This window comes from Jeongeupia sp. HS-3, assembly GCF_015140455.1.
Taxonomy (GTDB): domain Bacteria; phylum Pseudomonadota; class Gammaproteobacteria; order Burkholderiales; family Chitinibacteraceae; genus Jeongeupia.
In genome coordinates this window covers 1,778,004-1,803,312 of record NZ_AP024094.1, presented here as the reverse complement: position 1 = coordinate 1,803,312, position 25,309 = coordinate 1,778,004, and the positions used below count along the sequence as shown (strand labels likewise).

The window sequence follows — 25,309 nt, the reverse complement described above, 5'->3', positions numbered from 1 at the left end:
AAGCGGAAAGCTGCGATTCATATTCGCCGTGCACAGTGCGATGCCCTCTCGCAGAAGGGGGCATAACAACACGGAGTGAGAGATGAATCGACGGCATTTCCTCAAGTACGGTGGGGTCGGTGCGGCGCTGAGCGCTTTGCCGCTCAGCCTGCAAAAAGTCCTGGCCGCCGGCACGCCTTCGGGCGGCAGCCTGGCCTCGGTGGCGCATGTGGTGATCCTGAGTCAGGAGAACCGTGCGTTCGACCATTACCTCGGCACGCTCAACGGCGTGCGCGGCTACAACGATCCGCACCCCTTGCGCCTGCCCGACGGCAGCAGCGTGTTTGCGCAGAAGAGCGCCGCCGGCAAGGTGATCTGGCCGTTCCGGCTCAATGGCGCCACCACCAATGGTCAATGCATGGTCGATGTCGCCCATAGCTGGACCGACGGCAGGCAGGCGTTCAATGCCGGCGTGATGGACAAATGGATTCCCAACAAGGGCAATAACGGCATGGCGTATTACACCCGCGCCGATATCCCGTTCCACCATGCGCTGTCCGATGCGTTCACCACCTGCGATCACTATTTCTGTTCGGCCAATACCAGTACCAATCCGAACCGGCTGTTCCTGATGTCGGGCGCCAATGGCCAGGGACAATGGGCCAATGGCGCGTCGATGAACAACGACGAGAGCAAACCCTTTACCTGGACGACCTACGCCGAGCGGCTCGAAGCGGCCGGCATCTCGTGGAAGATGTATCAGGAGCAGGATAATTACGACGACAACGCGCTGGCGTGGTTCAGCAATTTCAAAAATGCCGCCACGACATCGCCGCTGTATCAAAAGGGCATGGTGCGCCGCGCACGCAACGCCTTCGCGCAGGATGTCGCCAACGATGCCTTGCCGGCGGTGAGCTGGATCATCGCCCCGGCGGCGCTGTCCGAGCATCCGCACTACAGCCCCAATGTCGGCGGCGATTACGCCAAGATCTTTCTCGATGCGCTTGCCAGCAACCCGGCGGTATGGGCCAAGACGGTATTCATTTACACCTATGACGAAAATGGCGGCATCTTCGACCACGTGGTACCGCCAACACCGCCGATCGGCACGACCAATGAATGGAACAGCGGCTATCCGCTGGGCCTTGGCCACCGCATCCCGACCTGGCTGATCTCGCCATGGAGCGTCGGCGGCTGGGTACATAGTCAGGCCAGCGATCACACGTCGACCTTGCGTTTCCTCGAGCGCTTTACCGGCGTGCAGGAGCCGAACATCAGCGCGTGGCGCCGCAGCGTGTGCGGCGATTTGATGGATGGCTTCGACTTTGCCGCCAGCGGCTATGGCTTCCCCTCCAGCTTGCCGAATACCGCGACGCTGGCGAGCGATGCGAACTTCGCCTGCGCCAGCCTGCCGGCGGCCGTTCCCAATGGCGAGGTGTCGGCACCGGGGGTCGAAAGTGGCGGCGCCCGGCCGTTGCGGCCGGTGGCGGTGCAACCCGATCTCAACGCCAGCGTCGATCCCGCGAGCAAGAAGCTGACACTGTCGTTCGCCAATGGCGGAACGCAGGGCGCGGCGTTCGATATCCACGGCTACGGCACGCTGACCTTTGCACCCATCTTCGTCACCGTGCCCGCCGCCGGCAGCCAGACCCAGATCATCGATGCCAGCGCGGTCAGCTCGGGGCGCTTCGATATTGCCGTGCACGGCCCCAACAGCTTTTACCGTCGTTTCGCCGGCAGCCTGCTGCCGAGCGCATTGCAGGGGGGCGCGTATCCGCAGGTGAGCGTGGTGCCGAATCCGGCCGGCGGCGTGGTGAGTGTGAGCATCCAGAACCGCGCGGCCGTGGCGATCACCGTCAACATCGACGACTACCTCGTCGGCCAGCGCACGCCGCAAGTCATTGCCGCCAATGCCACGGTGACGCTGTCGCTGGCGACGCGCAGCAACTGGTACGACTTCATGCTGCTGGTCGCCGGCGACACCGGCAATACCTTCGTTTACGAGTATTGCGGCCATATCGAAGGCGGCACGAGCATGACCTTTCCGGGCCGGCTCGGCATCGCCGGGGTGACGCCGAGCCCGACGCCCGCACCGACCCCCACGCCAGTGCCCGGCGCGGGGGCGGGGGCGGGTTTCACCGCTGCTTTGCTCAGCGGCATGAGTCATTACTACCGCTTTGAAGGCAACGGCAGCGACGAGGCCGGCAGCGCCGCATTGAGCAGCACCGGCCCGGTGGCGTACCCGGCGGCTGGGAAATTCGGCGGCGGCATCAGGCTCGACGCGCTGCAGGCCGCCGCGGCCTTTCTGCCGTTCGACATGAGCGGCGGCAATTTCACCCTGGGCTTCTGGGTCAGGATGCCGACCAATATGGGCACGACCATGACCAGCATCGTCGCCAACAAGGACTGGGCGAGCGGCAAGAACGCCGGCATCTCGATCGGTCATTCGGGCGATGGCCGCTTCAAGTTCAATATCGGCGACGGCACCAACCGCGCCGACGGCTATCTGGCCATGGTCACCGGCAGTTGGGTCTATGTGGCGATCGCCGTCGATACCGCGACCAGAACGATGCGCTGCTATGCCAGTAATGCCGCCGGCAGCGTCGCCGAGGCCGTGCTCAGCTACGCCAATGTCAGCGGCAATATCGTCCCGAGCTTTGGCCGCTGGGCGCTGAACGAAGACGGCCGCGGCACCTATTACAGCCGCTATCCGGCCGAGCGTTTCCTTATCGAGTTCGACGATCTGGCCGTATGGGGCAGGGCGCTGGTGGCGAGCGACATCCAGGCGATCGCCTCGGCCAACCAGCCGATCCAGACCTTGCGGACCGCGCCGACGCCGGCGCCATCGGCTTGGGGCGCTGCCTTGCTGGGCGGGCTGGCGCATTACCACCGCTTTGACGCCGACGGCAGCGACGACGTCGCCGGCAGTACCGCAACCGTCACCGGCCCGGTGACGTATCCGGCCGCGCAGTACGGCAACGGCATCCGCCTCGATGCATTGCAGGCCGCCGCCGCTTTCCTGCCCTACGACGTCAGCGCGGCCAGTAACGCGTTCACCTTCGCTTGCTGGGTGAAGATGCCCTCAAACATGGGCACCAGGATGACCAGCATCGTTGCCAACAAGGACTGGGCGACCGGCAAGAACGCCGGCTTCTCGATCGGTGCGTCGGGCGACGGCCGCTTCAAGTTCAATGTCGGCGACGGCACCAACCGTGCCGACGGCTATCTGGCGATGCCGCTCGATATCTGGTGCTACGTGGCGATCTGCGTCGACAAGGCGGCCAAGACCATGCGCTGCTACGCCAGCCAATCGGCGACCGATGTGCGCGAAACCGTCGTCAGTTTCAGCAACGTCACCGGCAATGTGGTGCCGAGCTACGGGCGCTGGGCGCTGAACGAAGACGCGCGCGGCGATTATTACAGCCGCACCCCGGCAGAGCGTTTCGCCATCGCCTTCGACGACGTTGCCGTATGGACGCGTGCGCTGGGCGTCGACGAGATCAAGGCGGTCGCCGCCTCGGGCCAGCCGCTGGCGAGCCTGCGTGCCGTACCGGCACCAATGATGATGAGCGTGACGTCGACCTGCGCCGCCGAATGGGGGTCGGCCGCCGCCTACGATGCCGGGGCAACCGTCGGCTACAACGGCCGCAACTACCGCGCCAAATGGTGGACACAGGGCGAACGCCCCGATACCAACAGCGGCAGCGCCAAACCGTGGGAGGATCTCGGTAGCTGCTGAGTGTGGTTCAAGCCACGCAAAACGCCCCGCAATGCGGGGCGTTTTTCATTCCGGGCGGCAACCGGCTATTTGCTGCGGCCGTCGTACTGCTGGATCTGCAGGCTGGCGGGCTCGATGCCCTCAAGGCAGCGCACATTCACCGCCGCGATCTCGTTGCCGGCCGGATCGCTGCCGCGCCCGAACGGGCCGCAGCCGCAAGTCGGACAGAAATGGTGCTGAATCACGTGTTTGTTGAAGGTGTACGTGCTCAGGTCCGCTTCCGGCGTCACCAGCTTGAGGCTGGCGCGCGGCACGAACCACAGCAGGTGGCCGCGGCGCCGGCAGATCGAACAGTTGCATTCGATCACCGTACCGATTTCGCCTTCGACGTCGAACGCAATGCGCCCGCAATGACAGCTGCCGCGATAGATCATGGTTGTTCCTTATGTTGATGACGTGAACGCCGTGTTTTTATAGCGCCTGTCCGTCACAGCGGCGAGATTTCTGGCCATGGCCCGCGCACACCAATGTCATCATCACGGTGCGAGCTTGGATATAATCCGTTCTGTAAGTAAGAAAATTACAAATTACTAATACTTAGCGACAAGGGATCTGCCACGAGCGGGTCATGCCGCGTCATCAAGCCTCGTCAGGGAGGCGCCGGAGTTATCCAATGAAGCTTTCCACCCGATTGGGCCTGATCGTCGTTTGTGCGGTGATCGGTCTGGTCATCATCGCGGGCTATGCCTTGCAAACCATCCGTTCCACCATGCTGCAGGAGCGCCGTGGCGAGATCAGGCTCGTTCTTGACCTGGCGGTCGGGCAGATGAAGCGCTACCAGGCGCTGGAGCAAAGCGGCAAGCTGACGCGCGACGAAGCCCAGGCCCGCGCCATCGATGCGGCATCCGGCCTCGTCAAGGGCGATGACTATGTCTTCGTCCGCACCATGGATGCCAGGATCCTGGCCCATCCGAACCCGAAGCGGGTCGGCAAGATCGATTTCGGCTCGAAACTGCCCGATGGCCGCAGCACGCATCAGGCCTATATGGATGTGCTGGCCAAGAGCGATTTCGGTTACACCGACATCGTGACCAAGCGCCCCGGCAGCGAGATCGAAGTGCCCAAGATCAACGGCGTGATCAAGGTGCCGGGCTGGGACTGGATCATCGGCTTTGGCGTATTCACCGACGACATCGACCGCGCCTACTGGCGCTACGCGCTGAGCTTCCTGCTGATCGGCCTGGTGGTGCTGGCGGTGGTGATTGCGGTGGCGGTGATGATGTCACGGCGCATTTACAGCCGTCTTGGTGGCGAGCCCGATTACGCGACCGAAGTGGCGCAGGCGATTGCCGCCGGTGATCTGAGCCGCCATATCGACGGCAAGGTCGCGCCGGACAGCCTGCTTGGCGCGGTGGCGACGATGCAGGGCAGCCTGCGGCAGATGATCGAAGGCATCCAGCGCGGTTCGGGCGCGCTCGGTCATGCCGCCGCCAGCCTTTCGGGCCAGATGACGCAGATCAACCAGTCCGCACGGCAGTCGTCGGACGCGACCGCGGCGACGGCGGCGGCGATCGAGCAGATGTCGGTCAGCGTCGACCAGATTTCGGAGAGCGCGCGTGAAACCGAAAGCAACTCGTCGCGCTCGACCGAGCTGGCCGCGCAGGGCGAATCGCTGGTGAACAACGCATCGGCCGAAATCCAGCGCGTCTCGGTACAGATCGGCGAGGCCTCGGCCTTGATCGCCGGGCTGGTCGAACGCTCGCGCGCGATCGACGGTATCGCCGGCGTGATCAAGGACATCGCCGATCAGACCAATCTGCTGGCGCTGAACGCCGCCATCGAAGCCGCCCGCGCCGGCGAACAGGGCCGCGGCTTTGCGGTGGTTGCCGACGAGGTGCGCAAGCTGGCCGAGCGCACGACCCAGGCCACCGGCGAGATCGCCGCCATGACGCAGGCAATCCAGGCCGATACCGGTTCGGTGGTCGACAGCATGGACGCGGTGAAGCCGCGGGTAGCGCGTGGCGTCGCGCTGGCGGGCGAGGCGGCCGAAGCGCTGCGCGAAATCAGCGTCGGTTCGGCCTCGACACTGGCGAAGATCCGCGACGTCGCCAACGCAACCGCCGAGCAGAGCACGGCCAGTGCCAGCGTCGCCAGCAATGTCGAGCGCATCGCCAATATGGTCGAAGCCTCGGCCGATTCGGTCGGCGCGGCCAATCGCAATGTGCAGGAACTGGAAGCGCTGTCGGCGCAGCTGAAAGACTCGGTGGCGCGTTTCAGGCTCTGAGCGGTTTCCCCAAACAAAAAGCACATCCGCGGATGTGCTTTTTTCATGCTTGCGGTGAATGGAACCACGTCCATTCACCAGCGGAATCAGGCTTTTTTCAGGAAACAGGCCTTCAGCATGAAGTTGCCGGCATCCATCTTGCAATCGACCTCGTGATCGCCGCCAACCAGGCGAATGCTCTTCACCTTGCTGCCTTGCTTGAGCGTGATCGACGAACCCTTCACCTTCAGATCCTTGATCAGCACCACCGCGTCGCCGTCCTGCAGCACCGTGCCGTTGGCGTCCTTCACCACCCGCGCGTCGTCATCGTCGCTCGCCGCAGCGCTGGCCGCCCACTCATGGCCGCAATCGGCGCAAACGTAGTTGTCGCCATCCGGATAGGTGTTCTCCATGCTGCATTGGGGACAGGCGGGAATCGTGGACATATGGGCTTTCCAGTCTATGAGTTCAGCGCGGAAGTATAACTGCCGCGGGTGACGCGGCGCCGTGCGATATGTAGCTTGTGCTGTGCCTGATGTGTATGAAAGAGAGTGCGTTTTTCATTGTTGGCGCTCAGTTTCGCTTGCGGCTTGATCACCAAGTCGCGCAATGCAGCGACCATGGCCGGAATGGCGTAACCGCCTTCGAGCTAGGCGCTCCAAGCTTGGGAGTCGTCGCTTTGCTGAGCATCAGCATCGGCTTGAACCTTGTTGTCATACCCGCCGTATTGCCGTCAGGTACTGGGCGCATCGTCCGGCCCGATCAAAGGGCGGCAGCGATGCAAGCGGGCTTACGGTATGCCTGGCGTCTGGCTCTGTGCGGGATAAATCCTGTCGAAATACTGGCCCAACAGTGCAGGTGACGCGCCTTGGGACTTGAGTTCGGCCATGAAGTTGAGGGCGGGGGTCAGGTGGCTGAAGATGTGCTCGTAGGCACCGCAGAAATAGTTGTGGCGCTCGCCATCGGCGTTACGGACAAAGCGGTGCTTGGGGCAGCCGCCATTGCACAGCTCGACCCAAGGACAGGCACTGCACTGGCGGTTGAGCGCGTCTTTCCGTGCCGAGAGCGGGGCGGTGGCTGCGCCGATTTGTGTCAGCGTGTGCGTCTTGATATTGCCGATCAGGTGTTCGGGGTAGACGAAGTGATCGCAGCTGTAGACGTCGCCATTGGCTTCGATCGCCAGATTTGCGCCACCGCAGCTTTTCTGAAAAATGCACATGCTTGGTGCAAAGCCGCAGAAACGCGCCAGCAGTGACTCGAACATCTGCACGAAAACCGTGCCGATATCGTGACGTGCCCATTCGTCGAAAATCGCCGTCATGAAACGACCGTATTCGAGCGCATCGACCGAAAAATCGGTCGGTGTTGGCTCGACCTGCTTGTTTGCAAACCACACGGGCCGGTGCTGCTCATCAAGCTCGCCGGTTTCGACGACAGGAATGAACTGTAGATAAGTGCTGCCAATTTGCTTGAGGAAACGATAAACCCTGAGCGGATGCTTGACGTTCCGGTCATTCACGACCGTGAGCGTATTGAATTCGACGCCGTGGTGCTTGAGCAGTTCGACCGCGCGCATGACCTGCCCGAAGGTGCCGCGCCCGGTCGCGGTGACGCGGTAGGCATCGTGGAGTTCTTCATCGCCATCCAGCGACAGGCCGATCAGGAAATCATGCTCCTTGAAAAATGCCGCCCATTCGTTATCCAGCGCGATGCCATTAGTTTGGAAGGCATTGTGAATACGCTTGCCGCCGGCACAGGCTTGTTGCAGCGCGACCGCGCGACGATAGAAATCGAGGCCGGCCAGCGTGGGTTCGCCACCCTGCCAAGTGAAGTAGACATCCTGCCCGCCAGCGTCGACCTGCTTGCGGACAAAGGTTTCGAGCACATCGTCGGCCATGTTCAGGCCATTGCCATGCGGTGGCTCGACGAAGGCTTCCTTTTGTAGATAGAAGCAATAGTCGCAGCGGATATTGCACTTGAAGCTCGTCGGCTTCGCCATGAAACTCAGCATGATCGCTCCCGATGCAAGACCGGCAAGACCCTGGGAGCCTTGCCGGTGAGTGTTTCCGCTGGCCGTGCCGCGGGTTTGATGGGTAGGGCTTATTTCATACCGTCGAGCAGTTGCTGGTACTTGGGCTGGTTGTTGTCCGTCGCCGGCTTGGTCGCTTGGCCCATCCAGCCGTGAATTTGCTGTTTCAACTGGGTGACCACCTGCGGATTTTGCGCCGCGACATTGTGCTGCTCGGACACGTCATCGGCACGATACAGTTCGTAGGATTGATTGCCGGTGTAGTAATGCAGCGCCCATTGGGCGTCACGTACCGTCCAGGTGAAGGCCGAATCCTGTTCGCGATATGGATTATGCGGGTATTCGTCCGATTGGCCCGATACGAACTTGTCGTAGTTGGTCCAGAACGGAATGTTTTTGGCATTCCAGTGGAAAGCACGGGGTTGTGCCCAATACAGATACTCGTGTGGTGTTCCCTGCGTTTTTCCATTCAGATAAGGCAGCAGATTGACACCATCCAGTTTCTTGTTGGTCGTCGGCAGGGGAATGCCGGCTGCGGCCAGCGCCGTCGGCATGATGTCCATTGACGACACCATATTCTTGTATTTCAGGCCGCTTTGCAGTTTGCCCTTCCAATATACGAACATCGGCACATGCACGCCGCCCGACCAGGTCGTGCCCTTGTTGCCTTTGAACTGGCCATTCATCGGTAGCGGCGAATCGATCACGGCGCCGTTGTCGGCTAGGAAAAACACCATGGTGTTGTCCGCTTGGCCACTCTTTTTCAGCGTATCCATGATGCGTTTTACATTCTGGTCAACGGCATTGATGGTCGCGTAGTAATTATCCACATCCTGATTGCCGGTATGGAAAATCTGGTATTTCTTCGGAGCCATTTTTTCCAGTGGAATATGCACCGCCGGATAGGCAAGGTAGACGAAGAACGGCTTGTCGTCGGCCTTGCTGTTCTTCATGACCTTCAGCGCCTGATCGGTCAATTGCTCGGTCAGGTAGCCCTTGGGTTGGACATTTTCCCGATTCTGGAACAATGACGGCGAATTGTAATAGGCCGCGCCGGAGTTGTGATAACCAAAGAAATAGCCAAAGCCGCGATTCTGCGGTTGATAAGGTTCATTGGCATAGGTCACGAAGTTGTCATGGTAATCACGCGTTTGCTTGTCTTTGGCGATGGGCACATTGGTGATTTCCGAGACATGCCATTTGCCGATGGCCGCCGTGCTGTAACCGTAATCCTGAAAATATTTGGCCAGGAAGGTCTCATCCAGACTAACGCCTTTTTCCGCATCATCGTTGCTGTAGATGCCATAGCGCGATGGCGCGCGCGACGTCATGATGGCTGCCCGCGACGGGCCGCTGACGCCATGCGCCACAAAGCCCTGCTGCAACATGACACCGTTGTCGGCCAGCGTGCGCAGATAAGGCGTTGAATGCTTTGCTGCGTCGATCGCCTTGTCGATATTGGCCTCGTAACGCTTGGGGATTTCCAGCGACTTGAGGAATTCGGTCTTGTCGAAGGCGCTGTTGTCGTAGTTCAACTGACCATAGCCCAGATCATCCATGACCACGACAAGGACATTCGGCTTGCCCTTGGTGCTGTACTGCACCGGTTCAAAGGACTTGTTGATGGCGACATTGGTCGCCGTGCCCTGCTGCTTGACGTCCGTTGCGGCTGCACTCAGCACCGGCAGACAGGCTGTGCTCAGCGTTGCGGCAACGTAAATCGCCAAGTTCGACTTTTTGAACATAGAGAGGTTCCTGATTCAGGATGAAAACGTGTCAATGAACGCGGCCGGAGATGGAGAGCTGGGCAACATGGCGCGCAACGAATGTTTCAATATGCGCATTGCATGCGGCCAAGTCAAACGCCCCTAGCCCGAACGGCGCGTCTACCTTAAGTTCGCTCCAAAACAGACGTCAACGTGGAAAATTACAATCGTAATGCTGAGTGCATTTTCCAATAGATGCCTTTTAAGTAAATGGTATTCATTAATTTCTCTCTGTGGTGCAGAAATAATTTTTTATATTATTGGTCAAGTCGTTCCAAAAGTGAGATGTGAGCTGTGAGAACGTACCGTTCCCGGGGAGCTGCGAAGCCGGGATAAACCTGCCGTTCGGTCTCATGTGCCTGATTTCATCGGCGACCAGGCTTGCCAAAATGCGCCAGCAAATCCAGCGCCGTTTGTGCCAGATACGCCGCACCGAGCGGCAGTGCGGTTTCATCGACGATCATTTTCGGGCTGTGCAGCGAGTGGCCGTTGCTGTCCGCGCCCATGGTGCCGAGCAGCGCGAAGCATGAGGGCACGGCGGCGGCGGTGAAGGAGAAATCCTCGCCGCCCATCAGCGGCGGCAGCTCCAGCAGCGCGTCCTCGCCGAGCAGGTGTTGCGCGGCGCGGCGGGCGATAGCGGCGACCTCGGGGTTGTTCATCGTCACCGGGTAGCCATTGAGGATTTTGCAGTCGATCGTGGTGCCGTGCATGGCACCCAGATGCGCGCAGATGTCGGCCATGCGCGCGTGCACGTGCGATCGGGTCTGGGCGCTGAGCGTGCGGATGGTGCCGGTGAGGCGAACCGAGTCGGCGACGATATTGGTCGCGGCGCCGCCGGCGATGGTGCCGACGCTGACCACGGCCGAATCGGTCGGGCTGATATTGCGGGCGACGATGGTTTGCAGCGTGCCGACCAGTTCGGCGGCGATGACGATGGCGTCGATGCCGGCCTGCGGCGAGACGCCGGCGTGCGCGGCGCGGCCGTGCACGACGATGTCGAATTCGTCGCTCGCCGCCATCACCGCTCCGTCGCGAATACTGATCATGCCGGTGGGCATGACCGGCACCTGATGCAGCGCGATCGCGGCGCTGGCGCCCAGATGCACGCCTTCCTTCACCATGCGCTGGCCACCCGAATACCCGTCCGGATCGTCGTAGCAGCCTTCCTCGGCCGGCTGGAACACGAAGCGCACGGTGCCGGCGAAATCGGCCTCCAGCAGCAGCCGCGCCGCGCCGAGGCCCATCGCCACATGGGTGTCGTGGCCGCAGGCATGCATCACGCCGGGGCATTGCGAGGCGTAGGGCAGGCCGGTGGCCTCATCGATCGGCAGCGCATCCATGTCGGCACGGATGATGATGATGGGGCCGTCGCCCTTCTTCAGCTCGGCCACCACTCCGGTGCCGGCCACGCCGCCACGGCTGGGTATTCCCAGCGCCACCAGTTGCGCGACGATCTGTTGCGCCGTGCGCGTTTCCCGGTAGCCCAGTTCCGGGTGCTGGTGGATATCCCGGCGGATCGCGACGATATAGTCGTGGATGGCTTCGGCTTGGGTACGCATGGTGAATTCCTTTCCGCTGGTCTTGGGCGTAAACGATTCGGTCGGCGAGCGAGCCAAAACAGTTTGTTTTCGCCCGAAGCGCAGCCGCCGAATGAGCGTTTACAGCGCGGGGCTGTGGTATTGACGGTATAGCTTCTCTATCCCGGCTTCGAGTTCGGCCGACAAGGTGATTTCGCTACTGCCGATGTTCTCGCCAAGCTGGGCCAGCGTGGTTGCGCCGATGATGGTGCTGGCGACGAACCAGCGGCTGTGCACGAAAGCCAGCGCCAGTTGCGTCGGCGTCAGCCCGTGTTCGCGCGCCAGCGCGGCGTAGGCGGCGACGGCTTCGTCGACAAAGGGCTTGCGGTAGCGCGAGCCGAATTGCGGGAAGCGGCTCAGCCGGCCATCGGCCGGAGCGCCGGCGATGTACTTGCCCGACAGCAAGCCGAAGGCGAGCGGGCTGTACACCAGCAGCGATACCTGTTCGCGGTGGCAGGCTTCGACCAGGCCGGTCTCGAACGTGCGGTTGATCAGGTTGTAGACGTTCTGGATGGTCTTCATCCGCGGCAGGCCGTTGGCATCGGCCGCATGGCCCCATTCGGCGACGCCCCAGGCGGTTTCGTTCGATGTGCCCAGATAGCGCACCTTGCCGGCGGTGACGAGCTTCGACAGCGCTTCGAGCTGCTCGCTGATCGCCGGCGTATCGGGCTTTTCCTCGGCCGGGTCGTACTGGCTGGCGCCGAACATCGGCACCGCACGCGCCGGCCAGTGCACTTGATACAGATCGATGTAATCGGTCTGGAGCCGGGCGAGCGAGGCATCGCAGGCGGCGACGATCTGCGCCGCGTTCAGTTGCGGGCCACCGCGTATCCAGTCCATGCCGCGATTCGGTCCGGCGACCTTGGTCGCCACGATGACCTTGTCGCGCGGCTGCTTCGCCAGCCAGCTGCCGATGTACTGCTCGGTGCGACCCTGAGTTTCACCGCGGCCGGGTACCGGATACATCTCGGCGGTGTCAATGAAATTGACCCCGGCGGCCGTCGCCGCATCAAGCTGGGCGTGCGCGTCAGGCTCGCTGTTCTGCTCGCCGAAGGTCATGGTGCCAAGGCAGATCGACGAGACCTTGAGGTCGGTGCCGGGCAGGGTACGGTATTGCATTGCGGTGATCTCCAGAACGGAAAAAGCCGGGATCACCGGCTTTTCCTTGTTGCGTTTCGTACTCAGGCTACTACTTGCGCTTGCGATCGTCGATCGGGGTCAGCGTGTAGCCCTGTTTTTTGAGCTGCGCGACGAGGCCGGTTTTGCCCGGCAGGTGCAGCGCGCCGACGGCGATGAAGCTGCTGCCCTTGGCAAGCTGCGGCCCCATGCGCTCGACCATGCGCTCGTTGCGCTCGTCGATCAGCGTCTTTTGTTTCCAGGTATTGAAGAACGCCTGATCGGCAGGCGGCAGCGTCACTTCGTCCTGATTGGCAAAGCGCACGATGCCTTCGACGTCACGCTTCACGTACATGGCGATCAGTTTGCGTGAATAGGTATCGACGTCGGCTTGCTGGTCGATCAGCGCGTACAGCAGGGTTTTTTGCTTGTCGGCCGGGATCGCCTCGAATACGGCGGCCTGTTCGGTAATGGTTTCCAGCCCGGTGTATTGCTTGCTGCCCTCGATCGCCATCTTGGCGAGCATCAGGTCCAGCGGCAGGTCACCGGCTTTCTTCTTCGGCACCATCAACAGCATCGCGGCGGCCCACGGCTTGATCCGCTTGGCGGCGACTTCGGGGTAATCGCGCGCGGCCAGCTCGGGCAGCAGTTTCTGATAGTGCTCGGCGTCGATCTGGTCGGCGAGCAGCTCGCCCTCGGGCATCAGCACGCGCTTGGCGAAATCCATCATGCCGTTGAAGTCGATGCGCACTTCGGTGGTGACGGTGTCGGCGTCGTCGAACGCTTTTTGTACCTGCGGCGAGAGGCGGGTGACCTCCGGATCGCTGACGTGGGCGGTACCGAACAACCAGGACGGCTTCACGCCCGGTTTGTCGATTTTCCATAGCACCGCGCGCGGGAAAGACTCGCTCTTGGCCGGCGTGGCGGCAAGGGCCGGAAGTGGCGCCAGCAGCGTGGCGGTACAGAGTGCGGCAATCAGTGGGCGAAGTCGGGCAAACATCCGGCGGGTCTCCTGTTATTTGGGCTCGATGGCCCCCGGTCGACCGCCAGTATAAACATCCTCGGCCCGCTATCGCAGTACCGGTCTTCGGGCGTGTGTTTTACAAGCCGGTGAGCACCTTCACCGCCTCGACGAACTGGTCGGCATACGGGCCGGCCTTGCGCGATTCGCGTAGCGCCATATTCCAGCGGGCAATGGCGTTTTTCAGTGCCGGCGCATCGGCGACGGCCTCGATCTCGCTGATCAGCCCGCGCCCCATCAGGCCGAGAAACTCGTGCGTGCTCTCGGTCATCAGTTCCTTGGCCTTGATGATGCGGATCGGATCGACCGCGTCGAGCGGTCTGGGCTGGCGGGTTTCGGCCGGCGCCGGCGGCGCGATGGCGATGGGGTCGGTCACGACGGCAGGGCGATCCGGCGCATCGATGCACCGGTGCGTTTTCAGTTCGGCCAGTAGCGGCGCCAGATCGGCGTGTCCCAGCACGGTGGCGATATCGGCCAGGGTGCGCTGGCCATCGATCAGGATCAGCAGGCGCCGCGCGCGCGCCGAGAGGCCGAGTCGACGGGTATCGATTTCGGCCTGGCCCTGCGTGGTCTTGGCGTACACGGTTTGCAGCATCAGCATGCTTGCCTCTTCTGGCAGTGAAGGCGGGCAAGGTAGCAAGCGGATGTTTCATTCTTGCGATGCCGTCGCCGGCCCGGCCGGGGTCAACCCCAATGGTGTCAAGGGTGGTGGCGTGTTACCAAGGCTTGCCCTGGATCAGTCTGTCTTGCCGCCGGCCGGACAGCGGCATCTTGCGTTTGGCATCATGGGGCAGCGGTTAAAAGCGGGAGCAAGGCAGTGCGCAGAAAGGACACGATCTACCAGGAGCTGGAACGCTTGACGCGGCCATTGCAGGCGTCGGCGCTGATGGCCGGCGGCGGTATCGATGCCGAAACCATCGGCTACAACCTGGGGCTGGCCCGCAATTCGGTCAGCAAGGATCTGAACGAGCTGTGTCTGGAAGGCAAGGTCATCAAGATCAAGAGCCGGCCGGTGCTGTTCCTGCATCGCGCCACCGTCGCCAGCGTGCTGAACGCCGAGCTTGACCCGGCGCTGAACGAAGTGCGCGAGCTGGCCGAACTGCTTGAGCGCGACGACGACGAGGCCGCCGGTGACGCCCCGTTCCAGGCGCTGATCGGCTATGACCAGAGCCTGAAACAGGCGGTCGAGAAGGGCAAGGCCGCGGTGCTGTACCCGCCCAACGGGCTGAACGTGATGCTGACCGGGCCATCGGGCGTCGGCAAAACCTATTTTGCCGAGCTGATGCACCGTTTCAGCGATTTCGCCCGCGAGGGCGCGGCACCGTTCGTGTATTTCAACTGTTCCGAATACTTCAACAACCCCGAGCTGCTGACCTCGCACCTGTTCGGCCACCAGCAGGGCGCGTTCACAGGTGCCGCCAACGCCAAGGAAGGGCTGGTCGCCAAGGCCGAGGGCGGCTTTCTATTTCTGGATGAAGTCCACCGCTTGCCGTTCGAAGGGCAGGAGAAGCTGTTCTCCATCCTCGACAAGGGTGTGTACCGGCGGCTCGGGTCGAGCGACAAGGAAATCAGCAGCAATATCCGGCTGATCTGCGCGACCACCGAAAACATCAAGTCGACACTGTTGCGCACCTTTTTGCGGCGCATCCAGGTGGTGATCGATCTGCCGAGCTTTGCCGAGCGCAGTTTTGACGAGCGCTTGGAAATGATCGTGCGCTTTTTCCAGGCCGAAAGCCGCAAGACCGGGCTGACGATCAAGGTGAGCAAAACCCTGCTCGGCCACCTGCTGTGCCGCGAGTACGAGGGCAATATCGGCGAGCTGAAAAGCGACATCCAGTTCATCTGCGCCCAGGCCTATGCCAACCAGTTCGCCACGCGCAGCCCGCAGCTGAGCGTGGACGAAGGCTATCTGGATCGCAAGGCGGCGCATTACGACATCCGCACCAAGCTGATCCTCGACGAACTGCTCGGCAGCGAATTCCTGTCGCTGTCGCCGAACGAGGTGCAAAAAATCGAGCGCACCGCCTTGCTGCCGGTCGAGGGCAAGGATGCCGATCTTTTTTATGCCTATCTGGCCGAGGAATACACCCAGCTGCAGCGCAGCAACATCCCGGCCAACGAGATCAGCCTGATCCTGCGCAAAAAACTGCAAACGGTGTTCGATCACAAGATCCACCACGCCGAGGTGAACGCCTTGCCGACGCTGGCCGGCGTGTTCGGCCTGCAGATCGAGCAGCGCATCAAGCTTTTGATCGCGTTCATCGAGGGGCTGACCGGCTACAAGATGAGCGAGACCATCGCCGGCCACTTGCGCAATCACTTCATCACGCTGCTGTCGTACGTGAAGAAGGGCAAGATTCCGGGGCTGTACTCGGCCAACCTGATTCCGGACGAGGCCAAGACCGAGTACGACAACGCCAGGCTCGTGTGCAAGAAGATCGAGGAAACCTTCTTGATCGTCTGCCCGCCGGCCGAAATGATCTTCATGTGCCTGCTGCTGGCCGAACTGAAGTCGCAGCGCCACGCGCACCGGCTGCACCAGGACTGCGGCATGATTTTGATCTCGCACGGCGACAGCACCGCCAGCAGCATGGCCGATTACGTCAACAAGCTGATCGGCCGCGAGCTGGTGATCGCCATCAACATGCCGTTCGAGCAGTCGGTGCACGACACGCTGGCGCTGTTCATCAAGGAAGTGGCGCGCTATCAGTACAAGAAGCTGATCCTCGCCGTTGACCTCGGTTCGCTGGTGCATTTCGGCGCCGTCGTGCGCAAGATGTTCAAGATCGAAACACTGCTGATCCGCAATGTGACGATGATCGGCCTGCTCGAAGTGGCGATGGATCTGTCGTACGAAACCACCGACCTCAAGGTACTGGGCGAGCTGCTCGCGCAGAGCGGGCTTGATTACGACCTGTACGACCCGGCCGGCGCCGACGAGGTCAAGGTGATCGTGGTGTCCTGCGTCACCGGGCTGGGCACGTCGGTGAAGATCCGCAAGATGATAGCGGATGTGTTCGAGGACATGCTCACCGACCGCATCCGGCTGATGACGCTCGATTACGCCGAGATCGAGCAGCTCGACAAGCTCAGCAGCCATATCGGCGAGAACGAACGGCTGGCCGGCATCATCGGCTCTTTCCTGCCCAAGCTGCCCGACGTGCCTTTCCTGTCGCTGGAGGAGCTGTTCTCCGAGCATGGCGCCGAGCTGGTGATGGACATGCTCGATGTCGGCATGAGCCGGGACGAGCGCGAGTTGATGCTGGATAAGGTGGCGATGAAGTTCATTTCCACCGTCACCATCGAAAGCATCATCAACCAGATTTCGGTCTTGAATCCGCACCGGGTGCTGCAGGAAATCGAGGCGGTCTTTAACCAGATCTGCCAGGCGCTGGACATCAAGCCGTCGCGCAAGGTGACACTGCGCTTCATGATCCACTGCTGCTGCATGGTCGAACGCATCGTGATCGAGCGTAAACCGTTACAGATGACGCTGCCGCCCGGCGCCATCGCCAACGACACGGCGTTTTCTGTCATCAAGGCCGCGTTCGCACCGATCGAAACCGCCTACAACATCCGCCTCTCGGATACCGAGCACTTCTACATCTACGAGCTGCTTTTCAAGTAAACCTGCACCTCAACCGCGGCCTCGCCAGCCGGCAAGCCGCGGTTCTGCTCGTTTTTTCCCAATTCCGTCCGGCCGTCTTCCCCCCTTGTTTAGCAGGTGGGGTGCGCGGCTGCGCCTTCGTCTCGCGCCCCTCATCCGTTCTCGCCATCTGTCATGCCAGATGGCATGGCGGGCCGTGATGCTGGGGGCGGCGTGCGGTTATGAAAAATTAATCTGCGCTTATCTTGCTGTTTTTAAAGGTATTTTGCGTTCTGTTTTTCCGGTGTGACAGTTGCTGGCACGCATCTTGCCCTTATGGGGTCATCGCCCGGTTGCCACCGGTGCCCAGCCTCACGAACAAGGAGAAAACCCATGACGCAAGCCGTTTCCGAAATCCTCACGCTGACCCACGGTGGCTGGGGCGCCAATCTGATCGACTGCCTGAAGATGGTCGCCGGCGAAATCCACGGCGTGTCCGATATCGCGCTGATGCCGGTCGACACCATGGGCGAGTTCTACGAGACGGTGAAAGCCAAGGTCGCCAGCATGCCGGCCGGCTCGCTGATCATCGCCGATTTCACCGGCGGCTCGACCTCCAACGTCGCCGCGCGGCTGTCGGCCGATTTCGATATCGGCGTGATCACCGGCCTCAACGCCACGCTGATGCTCGCCGCGCTCGATATGCGCGAAGAAGGGCGTCTGGCCGATCAGGTCGACGATCTGGTCGACGTCGGCCGCAACAGTTTCAAGAACATCGTCAAAAGCCTGCAGCAACGCTGAACCGTCACTCATTCAATCCAGGGAGAAACAACATGGCCAAAATCGTCCTTTGCCGCATCGATAGCCGTCTGATCCACGGTCAGGTCGTCACCAAGTGGGTCGGCCAGTCGCAGGCCAACCGCATTGCCGTGGTCAGCGACGAGCTCGATGCCGATCCGTTCATGAAGAGCATTTTCATGATGGCCGCGCCGCCCAACATCAAGGTCGATTGCTACAGCGTCGCCGGTTTCTGCAGCACCTGGACCGAGACCCAGCTCGGCGCCGGCAATGTGCTGGTGCTGTTCCCGAATCTGGCGTCGGTGCGTCAGGCGGTGATCGACGGTTTCAACGTCGAGCAGATCCAGGTCGGCGGCTTGGGTGGCGGCCCGGGCCGCAAGGTGGTGTTCCAGAACATCACGCTCGACGACGCCGACGAGGTCACGCTGCGCGATCTGCAGGACCGTGGTGTCGATGTGATCTTCCAGACGATCCCGGAAGACAAGCCGCAAAAGCTCGCCGACATCCTCAAGCGCCTGTAACCCCGAACCTGAACGAGGAGTCTCGACATGAGCACCTTGATGATCGCAACCCTGATGGGTTTGTATTACTGGTTTGCCCGCCTGCGGCTGGGCTATACCTTCTCCGGCATGCTGGTGCAGCCTATCGTGATCGCCGTGTTCGTCGGCCTGATCACCGGCAATATGCAGACGGCGATGATCGTCGGCGCCGGTATCCAGCTGGTGTATCTGGGCGTCACCTCGACGCCGGGCGGCAATGTGCCGTCCGATCCGGCGCTGGCCGCGTGTATCGCGCTGCCGATCGCGGTGCAGACCGGCATGGACGCCAATCTGGCGATTGCACTGGCGATTCCGTTCGGCGTGATCGGCGTCTTCGTCGACCAGCTGCGCCGCACCATCAACGCGGCGTGGGTTCACATGGCCGACAAGCACGCCGAGACCTGCAATATCGGCGGCATCATGCGCTGCGCCTTCCTGTGGCCGGCACTGATGGGCCTGGTGATCCGCTTCCCGGTGGTGTTTGCCGCCAACTACTTCGGCCAGTCGGTGGTCGAGCGTTTCCTCGCCTTCATGCCGCACTGGCTCACCCACTCGTTTGAAATCATGGGCGGCATCCTGCCGGCGCTGGGCTTCGCGATCACCATCATGGTGATCGGCAAGAAAACGCTGATTCCTTACTTCGTCGCCGGCTTCTTCGCCGTGCTTTACCTGAAGGTCGACATCATGGCCGTTGCCATCTTCGGCACCTGCATCGCCTTCCTGATCCGCGGTTTTGGCAAAAACGAGGAGGCATGATCATGAACGCTACCGTTATCGAAAAAGACATCGCCCAGGTACAGAACGGTCCCCTGCTCACCAAGGCTGACATCAGCAAAGCCTGGCTGATCTACTACATGGGCGCCGAGGTTTCCAACTCGTACGAGCGTCTGCAAAGCCTGATCTTCTGCGCGTCGATGACGCCGGTGCTGACCAAGCTCTACCCGAACAAGGAAGAGCAGGCCGAAGCGCTGAAACGCCACCTGAACTTCTTCAATACCGAAGGCGTGATGGGCGGGATCATCCAGGGCGTGGCGATCGCGATGGAAGAGCAGAAGACCCGTGGCGAGCCGATCACCGACTCGTCGATCATCGGCATCAAGACCGGGCTGATGGGCGCGCTGGCCGGCGTTGGCGATTCGATCATCTGGGCGGCGATGATGCCGCTGCTGATCGCGCTGTTCATTCCGTTCGCCGCCAAGGGCAGCGCGATGGGCGGGATTGCGCCGCTGGTGCTGTACACCGGCATCACCATCGCCATCAGCTTTGCGCTGTGCCACAAGGGCTACAAGCTCGGTAAGGAGTCGATCGTCACGCTATTGCAGGGCGGCAAGATCAAGGAACTGATCTACGGCGCCAACGTGCTCGGCCTGATCATGATGGGCGCGCTCGCCGCCAGCTACGTGAAGCTGACCACGCCGCTGAAGTTCAGCTTCCTGCAGGGCTCGGAAGTGGTGGTGCAGCAGGTGCTCGACTCGATCGTGCCGGGGCTGCTGCCGCTGGCCGCGGTGTTCGCGATCTACATCTACATGCTCAAGAAAGGCCCGCGCTATACGGTGATCCTGCTGTCGGTCGTCGTGTTCAGCCTGGTCTGCTCGATCACCGGCATCCTCTGAGGAAAAGACGATGAATATCTATGAACGCATCGGCCTGAAGCGGGTGATCAATGCCTGCGGCAAGATGACCATCCTCGGTGTCTCGGCCGTCGAGGCCGAGGTGATGGACGAAGTCGCCGAAGCCGCATCGAACTACGTCGAGATCGAGAAACTGATCGACCGCGTTGGCGAGCTGATCTCCACGCACACCAGCGCCGAGGACAGCTGCGTCACCTCGAGCGCGTCGGCCGGGATCGCGATCTCGGTCGCCGCGGTGATCTCGAACGGTGATCCGAACCTCGTCGAGCGTCTGCCCGACAGCTCGGGCCTCGCCAACGAGGTGATCCTGCTCAAGGGCCACAGCGTCAACTACGGCGCGCCGGTGACGACGATGATCCGCCTCGGCGGCGGCGTGCCGGTCGAGGTCGGCCAGGCCAACGAATCGGAAGCCTTTCACGTGGCATCGGCGATCACCGAGCGTACTGCGGCAATCGTCTACGTGAAGTCGCACCACGCGGTGCAGAAGGGCATGGTGCCGCTGGCGGAGATGATCCTCATCGCTCACGAACACGGGCTGCCGCTGATCATCGACGCCGCCGCCGAGGAAGACCTGCGGAAGTACGTCGCCGCCGGCGCCGATCTGGTGATCTACAGCGGCGCCAAGGCGATCGACGCGCCGACCTCGGGCTTCATCACCGGCCGCAAGGCGCTGATCACCGCATGCAAGGCGCAGTACCACGGCATCGGCCGGCCGATGAAGATCGGCAAGGAATGCATGCTGGGGCTGGTGAAAGCGCTGGACCGTTACGCGGTGCGCCATCACGACGGCCGCGCCGATATTCCGCTGCTGGAAGCCGCGATCGCCAAAATCAGCGCGATGCACGGCTTCTCGGCCGATCTCGAGCAGGACGAAGCCGGCCGCGAGATTTTCCGTGCCCGCATCCGTGTCCACGCCGACGTACTCGGTGCCGATGCGGCGGCGATCGAGGCGCAACTGCGCGGCGGCAGCCCGGCGATCTACACCCGCAAGTATTACCTCAACGCCGGTGTGTTCAGCATCGACCCGCGGCCGCTGCAGGGCGATGACCTCGACGTGATCATCGCGCGCCTGCAAGCCCTGTCCGACCAATACAAGGAAAACGCATGATGCAGACGATTTCTTTCTACAAGGATCGCGTCGCGGTCAACGTGCTGGCGCGCGATCTGGATAACGCCGAGGCGTCGTATCTGGCAGCCGAAGGCCATGCCGCGATCGGCCTGCTGTCGGCCCGTTTCGATACGGTGGAAGAGGGCGTCGTCGCCGCACGGCAATGGCAGGAGCGCGTCTGCGTGTCGGTCGGCCTTGGCGCCGGCGATCCGGCGCAGTATTACAAGGCCGCGATGATCGCCGCCACCACCGCACCGGGCCATGTGAACCAGACCTTCACCGGCGCCGGCTTCACCGCCGGGGCGCTGGCCGCGCGCTGCGTGAGCAATACCCGCATCAACGCGCTGATCCGCCCGACCGGCACACCGGGCAAGGTGATCGTCTCGACCGGTGTCGCCGGCAGTAGCGCCGAAGCTCCGGCGCTGGTCGACACCGATACCGCGGTGCTGATGATCCGTGACCTCGGCGCGCACGCGGCCAAGTTCTTCCCGATGGGTGGGCTCAAATCGCTGGCCGAACTCGAAGCGCTGGCGAAAAGCTGCGCCCGCCACGGGCTGGAGATGATCGAACCCACCGGCGGCATCGATCTGGCCAATTTCGGCGAGATTCTGCAGGTCTGTCTCGACGCCGGCGTGCCCAAGGTCATGCCCCACGTCTACAGCTCGATCATCGACAAGGAAAGCGGCAAAACCCGGCCCGAAGACGTGGCCGAGCTGCTGCAGATGGTGAAGCAACGGGTCTGATTACCCCCCAGCCCGTGATTGACGCCGCCGGCCCTGCCGGCGGCTTTTTTCATCCCGGCCGGACGGCCCGCGTCGCCAGAAAGGTCGGCATATAGCGGTCGAGCAGGAAACGCGGGTTTGGTTGCGCATCCTCGTAGAAACCGGTGATCGCCAGCCCGGCGTCGGTCTGTCCGGCGATCAGATCGGTCAGGCTGTGGCCGAACACCAGCGCTTCGCCATTCTGGCGCTTCTGTGCCAGCGCTTCGGCATCGAGGTCGGCAACATCGGAATAAGGCAGCGTGTAATGCGGCTTGACCACACCCTGCTCGAGCCACGCCGGATCGCGGTCGCCGACGAACACCACCGGGTTGTAGAAGCTGGCGAGCAGCGCACCGCCGGGCACGAGCACGCGTCGGCATTCGCGCCAGACCGGGCGGACGTCGGGCACGTACAGGTTGGAGATCGGGTGGACGATCAGGTCGAACGAGGCATCGGCAAACGCCGACAGATCGCGCATATCGCCCTGTACCGTGGTCAGCTGCAACCCGCCGCGATCGGCGACGAAACGGTCCCGTTCCAGTTGTTCGTCCGACAGATCGAACACCGTGACCTCTGCGCCGGCGGCTGCCAACACCGGTGCCTGCTGGCCCCCGGCCGCGGCAAGGCAAAGGATGCGCCGGCCGCTGACATCGCCGAGCCAGTCGCCGGGCAGCGGGCGTGGCGTGATGTGGAGCTGCCACCGGCCGGCACGCGCGGCGGTGATGACGTCGCTGCCGACGGGCTGCGACCACTCGCACTGTTGCCGGGCCTGCCGGTTCCAGGCCACGCGGTTGTGGGCGATGAGTTCGGTGGCGTGCATGGCGGCTCCGGCGTGTCGGGAAAAACCGCATCATAGCCCCGCGCGATTGCGCCGTCGGCGGCGCTTTTCACGTGCTCGCTCACCACCCGGCATCCGGGCGGTTTTCCGTCAGAGGGAACGCGGCGGCCGGGGACGTTAGGGCTTGGCGGATGCGTAGGCCAGCGAGACGTAATGCCCGAGCTGTCTGGTGCCGATGTCGTCGACGCCGTGGAGCTTCAGATGGCGGCGCAACTTCCCCTTGCCTTCGAGCAGGCCGAACTCGTCCGGGAGCGATGCGCCATGGCTGAACTCGATCGACACATGGCTGGCATAGGCAAACACGCCGCAGAAGGGCTGCGGTGCGCCGAACAGGATGCCGCCGTACTTGACCTGCTCGGTGACGTCGTCCCCGGTGGCGAGAACCATGCGCCGAACCGCGTGCACGATGGCGTAAAGGCGGTCGCTGGAGAGGCTGATGTCCTGCAACAAGGCGGCAATCCGTTCGTCCTGCATTTTGTTTTCCCGGTGGTCGGTCTATCGGTCGGGCTGCCCGCGGCACCCGAGCAGCATCGGACATTGGCGCGACGTAAAAGGTTGCCGGCGCGGCCGGTTTTTCCGGCTGCACATGAGTGCGGTGCGAGGTCGGCTCGGTGAACTCGCACGTCGCTGCACGGTCATGCTCGGGGGACAAGCCCCCATCATCCGTCGCACGCAGCGACGAAACGCAAACCAGGAGTCGATCATGCCCAAAACCGTCCTCAATCCCGACAGCGTATTCGATACGCGGCAATACGGCTTCAGCCAGGCCGCGATCGTGACCGGGCAACGCCGGATGCTGCTGTCCGGACAGGTTGGCGTCGACGCCAACGAGCGGACCGTCGGGCCCGGATTGCAGGCGCAGACCGAAGCGGCCCTCGACAATATCGAGCGCGTGCTGGCGGCGGCGGGCGCCGGGCTGGAGCAGGTGGTCATGTTGCGGATCTATATCTGCGAAGCTGCGAGGGACGAGCAGGAGGTCATCGCGCAAGCACTGCGCCAGCGGTTTCCGGCCGATCCGCCGCCGTCGTCGTGGATCATCGTCAGCGGGCTGTCTTTGCCAGAATGGCTGATCGAGATCGAGGCGGAAGCCATCCTCGACTAGCCGGCCGGTGCCGGTGACATCAGCGCAGCGAGTCCACCGCAATCCGCGTCGCCGCCGCAATCACCTCGTCCGGCCACTTCGCTTTGGCGTCCGGCTGGGTGAAGTAAATGGCGAGAACGACGGGTGCGCGGCCCGATGGCCAGAGTACGGCGATGTCGTTCGTCGTACCGTAATCGCCCGAACTCGTCTTGTCGCCGGCCTGCCAGCCGGCGGGAAGTCCGGCGCGGATGCGTTTGTCGCCGGTGGTGTTGCCGCGCAGCCAATACTGCAACAGCCACCTTCTTGTGCGGATATTCCTTCAGGTATTCCTTGATGAAGAAAACGCAGAAATTTTTACCTGATGTTTGGATATTTCAGTTCTCTTGATGAGACGCCTTTCAACAGGTTGCATTCATTGCGGCCTGATCTGTTTTTTTGCTGAAATATCCCGATAGAGCAAAAGCGAGAGCCATGAAAAAAATGTTTTCATGGCTCTCGCTTCGCTTATTTTACATCAATTGTTATTCTGGAGCTGAGGCGCTTGTCAATGGGGCCTTTCTTTTTTTCAACGCACTGCTGTATGTGAGTTGCAAATTTTAATGCTGCATTTTCGGTTGGATTGTCCATTTTTCTCAAGTCTGCATTGTATTCTGCGGTGCACGCTTGAGCATATTTATTGATGCCCCTCGATACGGAGCAAGATGCTCCAAGGTAGGTTAAGAGAATGACAACCGAATATTTGATGTATCTAATCATGATAATTTGAAAGGTGATTTCATGTATGTGGGATGCGGGTCGCTGGCTAAGGTAAGCGGTGCGTTGTTTGCTGCGTTTTCTGCTTTGTCGCAATTTCCGGAAGGCTGAGGTGCCGATGTGCTAATGCAGCACCTGCGATCAATAAAATTGGATATGAAAAAATTTCATATACTGATATGGCTATTGCCGCGGGATTTCTGCCGAACGCCATGAGTTCGGGTAAACGCAATATAAGAGTCGGTAGCGATATGATCAGTGCTAGGGCTGCAGCAGTTTTCTGGTAGAAAAATGCTAATGGATAACAGAACAGAATAGAAACAACTACCGCTGCAATGAATCCCTGAGCGAGTAGCGTTCCGAAGACGAGAGCGTGTTCCTTGGGGAGAGGGAATATTTCACCGAGAAGATTCAAGCTGTAGCCGTATGCAACGACACTGCCCAAGGAAAAAACAGGAATAAGCAATATTCGTATGACGGTGAAAGGGGATGAGGACATAAATGCGTTTACGCGTGAAAGGGGTTTTTCCGTCCCGTGGTAACGGCGGGAGCCGCAGGCAGCGTGCGCTGCGATGATGAAGCTCCCATTTATGGTTGCTTACGCAGTTAGAAATAAACTGCATTATTACTGTTGGCATCGATCCTACCAAGAGTGTCTTTGCCGCCAGCGGTGTAGATAACGCCGGTTGGTGCAGGGCAAACGCAGGAGTCGCAGGCTGCGTTGCTCACGCTGATTACCCGGCTA

At 61.6% G+C, this 25,309-nt stretch carries 21 protein-coding genes and 1 pseudogene; 10 read left to right on the top strand and 12 right to left on the bottom strand.

Translation table 11 applies throughout. The features are described 5' to 3' along the window. The first annotated feature begins 82 nt into the window (after positions 1–82). Positions 83–3,718: a phosphocholine-specific phospholipase C gene (locus JLC71_RS08545; protein ID WP_200914952.1), complete on the top strand. Its 3,636-nt coding sequence runs from the start codon at positions 83–85 to the stop codon at positions 3,716–3,718. A 65-nt stretch (positions 3,719–3,783) separates the two neighbouring features. Here the strand turns inward: JLC71_RS08545 and JLC71_RS08540 are convergent, their stop codons facing one another. After that, positions 3,784–4,131 carry a GFA family protein gene (locus JLC71_RS08540; RefSeq protein ID WP_200914950.1) on the bottom strand — a complete coding sequence of 116 codons (348 nt, stop codon included), beginning with the start codon at positions 4,129–4,131 and terminating at the stop codon, positions 3,784–3,786. Between the two features lie 239 nt (positions 4,132–4,370). Between JLC71_RS08540 and JLC71_RS08535 the strand changes: the two genes are divergently transcribed. Continuing rightward, positions 4,371–5,981 (top strand): methyl-accepting chemotaxis protein, encoded by a 1,611-nt coding sequence (locus JLC71_RS08535; RefSeq protein ID WP_200914949.1) that lies wholly within the window; start codon positions 4,371–4,373, stop codon positions 5,979–5,981. 86 nt (positions 5,982–6,067) lie between these two features. Here JLC71_RS08535 and JLC71_RS08530 read toward each other — a convergent pair whose 3' ends face one another. The 7 genes from JLC71_RS08530 to JLC71_RS08500 all read right to left on the bottom strand — a co-directional run bounded on the left by JLC71_RS08530 (position 6,068) and on the right by JLC71_RS08500 (position 14,070). After that, a complete protein-coding gene (locus tag JLC71_RS08530; protein WP_200914948.1) occupies positions 6,068–6,406 on the bottom strand; it encodes a zinc ribbon domain-containing protein YjdM in 339 nt (112 codons plus the stop codon). Between the two features lie 344 nt (positions 6,407–6,750). Further along, positions 6,751–7,971: an anaerobic sulfatase maturase gene (locus JLC71_RS08525; protein WP_200914947.1), complete on the bottom strand. Its 1,221-nt coding sequence runs from the start codon at positions 7,969–7,971 to the stop codon at positions 6,751–6,753. Positions 7,972–8,060: 89 nt separating this feature from the next. Continuing rightward, on the bottom strand, positions 8,061–9,734 hold the full coding sequence (locus JLC71_RS08520) for a sulfatase family protein (protein WP_200914946.1): 1,674 nt from the start codon (positions 9,732–9,734) through the stop codon (positions 8,061–8,063). Positions 9,735–10,120: 386 nt separating this feature from the next. Continuing rightward, entirely contained in the window at positions 10,121–11,314 is a 1,194-nt protein-coding gene (locus tag JLC71_RS08515; protein ID WP_200914945.1) for a M20 metallopeptidase family protein, read from the bottom strand. Between the two features lie 99 nt (positions 11,315–11,413). Continuing rightward, entirely contained in the window at positions 11,414–12,451 is a 1,038-nt protein-coding gene (locus JLC71_RS08510; protein WP_200914944.1) for an aldo/keto reductase, read from the bottom strand. 70 nt (positions 12,452–12,521) lie between these two features. Next, positions 12,522–13,448 (bottom strand): TraB/GumN family protein, encoded by a 927-nt coding sequence (locus tag JLC71_RS08505; RefSeq protein WP_200914943.1) that lies wholly within the window; start codon positions 13,446–13,448, stop codon positions 12,522–12,524. A 100-nt stretch (positions 13,449–13,548) separates the two neighbouring features. Beyond that, on the bottom strand, positions 13,549–14,070 hold the full coding sequence (locus JLC71_RS08500; RefSeq protein ID WP_200914942.1) for a hypothetical protein: 522 nt from the start codon (positions 14,068–14,070) through the stop codon (positions 13,549–13,551). 216 nt (positions 14,071–14,286) lie between these two features. Between JLC71_RS08500 and dagR the strand changes: the two genes are divergently transcribed. From dagR to dagF, 7 genes are all read left to right on the top strand, one after another. Beyond that, positions 14,287–17,097 (top strand): transcriptional regulator DagR, encoded by a 2,811-nt coding sequence (dagR, locus tag JLC71_RS08495; protein WP_200914941.1) that lies wholly within the window; start codon positions 14,287–14,289, stop codon positions 17,095–17,097. A 351-nt stretch (positions 17,098–17,448) separates the two neighbouring features. Beyond that, complete coding sequence (locus tag JLC71_RS08490; RefSeq protein WP_200914940.1) at positions 17,449–17,856, top strand: PTS sugar transporter subunit IIA; 408 nt, start codon at positions 17,449–17,451, stop codon at positions 17,854–17,856. Between the two features lie 32 nt (positions 17,857–17,888). Further along, a complete protein-coding gene (locus tag JLC71_RS08485) occupies positions 17,889–18,374 on the top strand; it encodes a PTS sugar transporter subunit IIB (protein ID WP_200914939.1) in 486 nt (161 codons plus the stop codon). Between the two features lie 27 nt (positions 18,375–18,401). Next, positions 18,402–19,148, top strand: coding sequence for a PTS mannose/fructose/sorbose/N-acetylgalactosamine transporter subunit IIC (locus JLC71_RS08480; protein WP_200914938.1), 747 nt, complete (start codon positions 18,402–18,404; stop codon positions 19,146–19,148). Positions 19,149–19,150: 2 nt separating this feature from the next. Further along, positions 19,151–20,005 carry a PTS system mannose/fructose/sorbose family transporter subunit IID gene (locus tag JLC71_RS08475; RefSeq protein WP_200914937.1) on the top strand — a complete coding sequence of 285 codons (855 nt, stop codon included), beginning with the start codon at positions 19,151–19,153 and terminating at the stop codon, positions 20,003–20,005. 10 nt (positions 20,006–20,015) lie between these two features. Further along, positions 20,016–21,131 (top strand): D-glucosaminate-6-phosphate ammonia lyase, encoded by a 1,116-nt coding sequence (gene dgaE, locus JLC71_RS08470; protein WP_200914936.1) that lies wholly within the window; start codon positions 20,016–20,018, stop codon positions 21,129–21,131. Continuing rightward, positions 21,128–21,874 (top strand): 2-dehydro-3-deoxy-phosphogluconate aldolase, encoded by a 747-nt coding sequence (gene dagF, locus JLC71_RS08465; RefSeq protein ID WP_305066863.1) that lies wholly within the window; start codon positions 21,128–21,130, stop codon positions 21,872–21,874. Before dgaE ends, dagF begins: the two co-directional genes overlap by 4 nt. A 49-nt stretch (positions 21,875–21,923) precedes the next feature. Here the strand turns inward: dagF and JLC71_RS08460 are convergent, their stop codons facing one another. Next, positions 21,924–22,712, bottom strand: coding sequence for a class I SAM-dependent methyltransferase (locus JLC71_RS08460; protein WP_200914935.1), 789 nt, complete (start codon positions 22,710–22,712; stop codon positions 21,924–21,926). 135 nt (positions 22,713–22,847) lie between these two features. Continuing rightward, positions 22,848–23,204 carry a DUF1801 domain-containing protein gene (locus tag JLC71_RS08455; RefSeq protein ID WP_236250842.1) on the bottom strand — a complete coding sequence of 119 codons (357 nt, stop codon included), beginning with the start codon at positions 23,202–23,204 and terminating at the stop codon, positions 22,848–22,850. Between the two features lie 229 nt (positions 23,205–23,433). Between JLC71_RS08455 and JLC71_RS08450 the strand changes: the two genes are divergently transcribed. After that, positions 23,434–23,832: a RidA family protein gene (locus JLC71_RS08450; protein ID WP_236250841.1), complete on the top strand. Its 399-nt coding sequence runs from the start codon at positions 23,434–23,436 to the stop codon at positions 23,830–23,832. 19 nt (positions 23,833–23,851) lie between these two features. Here the strand turns inward: JLC71_RS08450 and JLC71_RS08445 are convergent. Beyond that, positions 23,852–24,118, bottom strand: a pseudogene (locus tag JLC71_RS08445) (serine hydrolase); the annotation flags it as partial. A 495-nt stretch (positions 24,119–24,613) separates the two neighbouring features. After that, positions 24,614–24,979, bottom strand: coding sequence for a hypothetical protein (locus tag JLC71_RS08440; protein WP_200914933.1), 366 nt, complete (start codon positions 24,977–24,979; stop codon positions 24,614–24,616). Between the last annotated feature and the right edge of the window lie 330 nt (positions 24,980–25,309).

Excerpts from the sequence above, each read along its gene's own strand:
- JLC71_RS08545 (WP_200914952.1), top strand. The coding sequence starts at position 83 with ATGAATCGACGGCATTTCCTCAAGTACGGTGGGGTCGGTGCGGCGCTG.
- JLC71_RS08540 (WP_200914950.1), bottom strand. The coding sequence starts at position 4,131 with ATGATCTATCGCGGCAGCTGTCATTGCGGGCGCATTGCGTTCGACGTC.
- JLC71_RS08535 (WP_200914949.1), top strand. The coding sequence starts at position 4,371 with ATGAAGCTTTCCACCCGATTGGGCCTGATCGTCGTTTGTGCGGTGATC.
- JLC71_RS08530 (WP_200914948.1), bottom strand. The coding sequence starts at position 6,406 with ATGTCCACGATTCCCGCCTGTCCCCAATGCAGCATGGAGAACACCTAT.
- JLC71_RS08525 (WP_200914947.1), bottom strand. The coding sequence starts at position 7,971 with ATGCTGAGTTTCATGGCGAAGCCGACGAGCTTCAAGTGCAATATCCGC.
- JLC71_RS08520 (WP_200914946.1), bottom strand. The coding sequence starts at position 9,734 with ATGTTCAAAAAGTCGAACTTGGCGATTTACGTTGCCGCAACGCTGAGC.
- JLC71_RS08515 (WP_200914945.1), bottom strand. The coding sequence starts at position 11,314 with ATGCGTACCCAAGCCGAAGCCATCCACGACTATATCGTCGCGATCCGC.
- JLC71_RS08510 (WP_200914944.1), bottom strand. The coding sequence starts at position 12,451 with ATGCAATACCGTACCCTGCCCGGCACCGACCTCAAGGTCTCGTCGATC.
- JLC71_RS08505 (WP_200914943.1), bottom strand. The coding sequence starts at position 13,448 with ATGTTTGCCCGACTTCGCCCACTGATTGCCGCACTCTGTACCGCCACG.
- JLC71_RS08500 (WP_200914942.1), bottom strand. The coding sequence starts at position 14,070 with ATGCTGATGCTGCAAACCGTGTACGCCAAGACCACGCAGGGCCAGGCC.
- JLC71_RS08490 (WP_200914940.1), top strand. The coding sequence starts at position 17,449 with ATGACGCAAGCCGTTTCCGAAATCCTCACGCTGACCCACGGTGGCTGG.
- JLC71_RS08485 (WP_200914939.1), top strand. The coding sequence starts at position 17,889 with ATGGCCAAAATCGTCCTTTGCCGCATCGATAGCCGTCTGATCCACGGT.
- JLC71_RS08480 (WP_200914938.1), top strand. The coding sequence starts at position 18,402 with ATGAGCACCTTGATGATCGCAACCCTGATGGGTTTGTATTACTGGTTT.
- JLC71_RS08475 (WP_200914937.1), top strand. The coding sequence starts at position 19,151 with ATGAACGCTACCGTTATCGAAAAAGACATCGCCCAGGTACAGAACGGT.
- dgaE (WP_200914936.1), top strand. The coding sequence starts at position 20,016 with ATGAATATCTATGAACGCATCGGCCTGAAGCGGGTGATCAATGCCTGC.
- dagF (WP_305066863.1), top strand. The coding sequence starts at position 21,128 with ATGATGCAGACGATTTCTTTCTACAAGGATCGCGTCGCGGTCAACGTG.
- JLC71_RS08460 (WP_200914935.1), bottom strand. The coding sequence starts at position 22,712 with ATGCACGCCACCGAACTCATCGCCCACAACCGCGTGGCCTGGAACCGG.
- JLC71_RS08455 (WP_236250842.1), bottom strand. The coding sequence starts at position 23,204 with ATGCAGGACGAACGGATTGCCGCCTTGTTGCAGGACATCAGCCTCTCC.
- JLC71_RS08450 (WP_236250841.1), top strand. The coding sequence starts at position 23,434 with ATGCCCAAAACCGTCCTCAATCCCGACAGCGTATTCGATACGCGGCAA.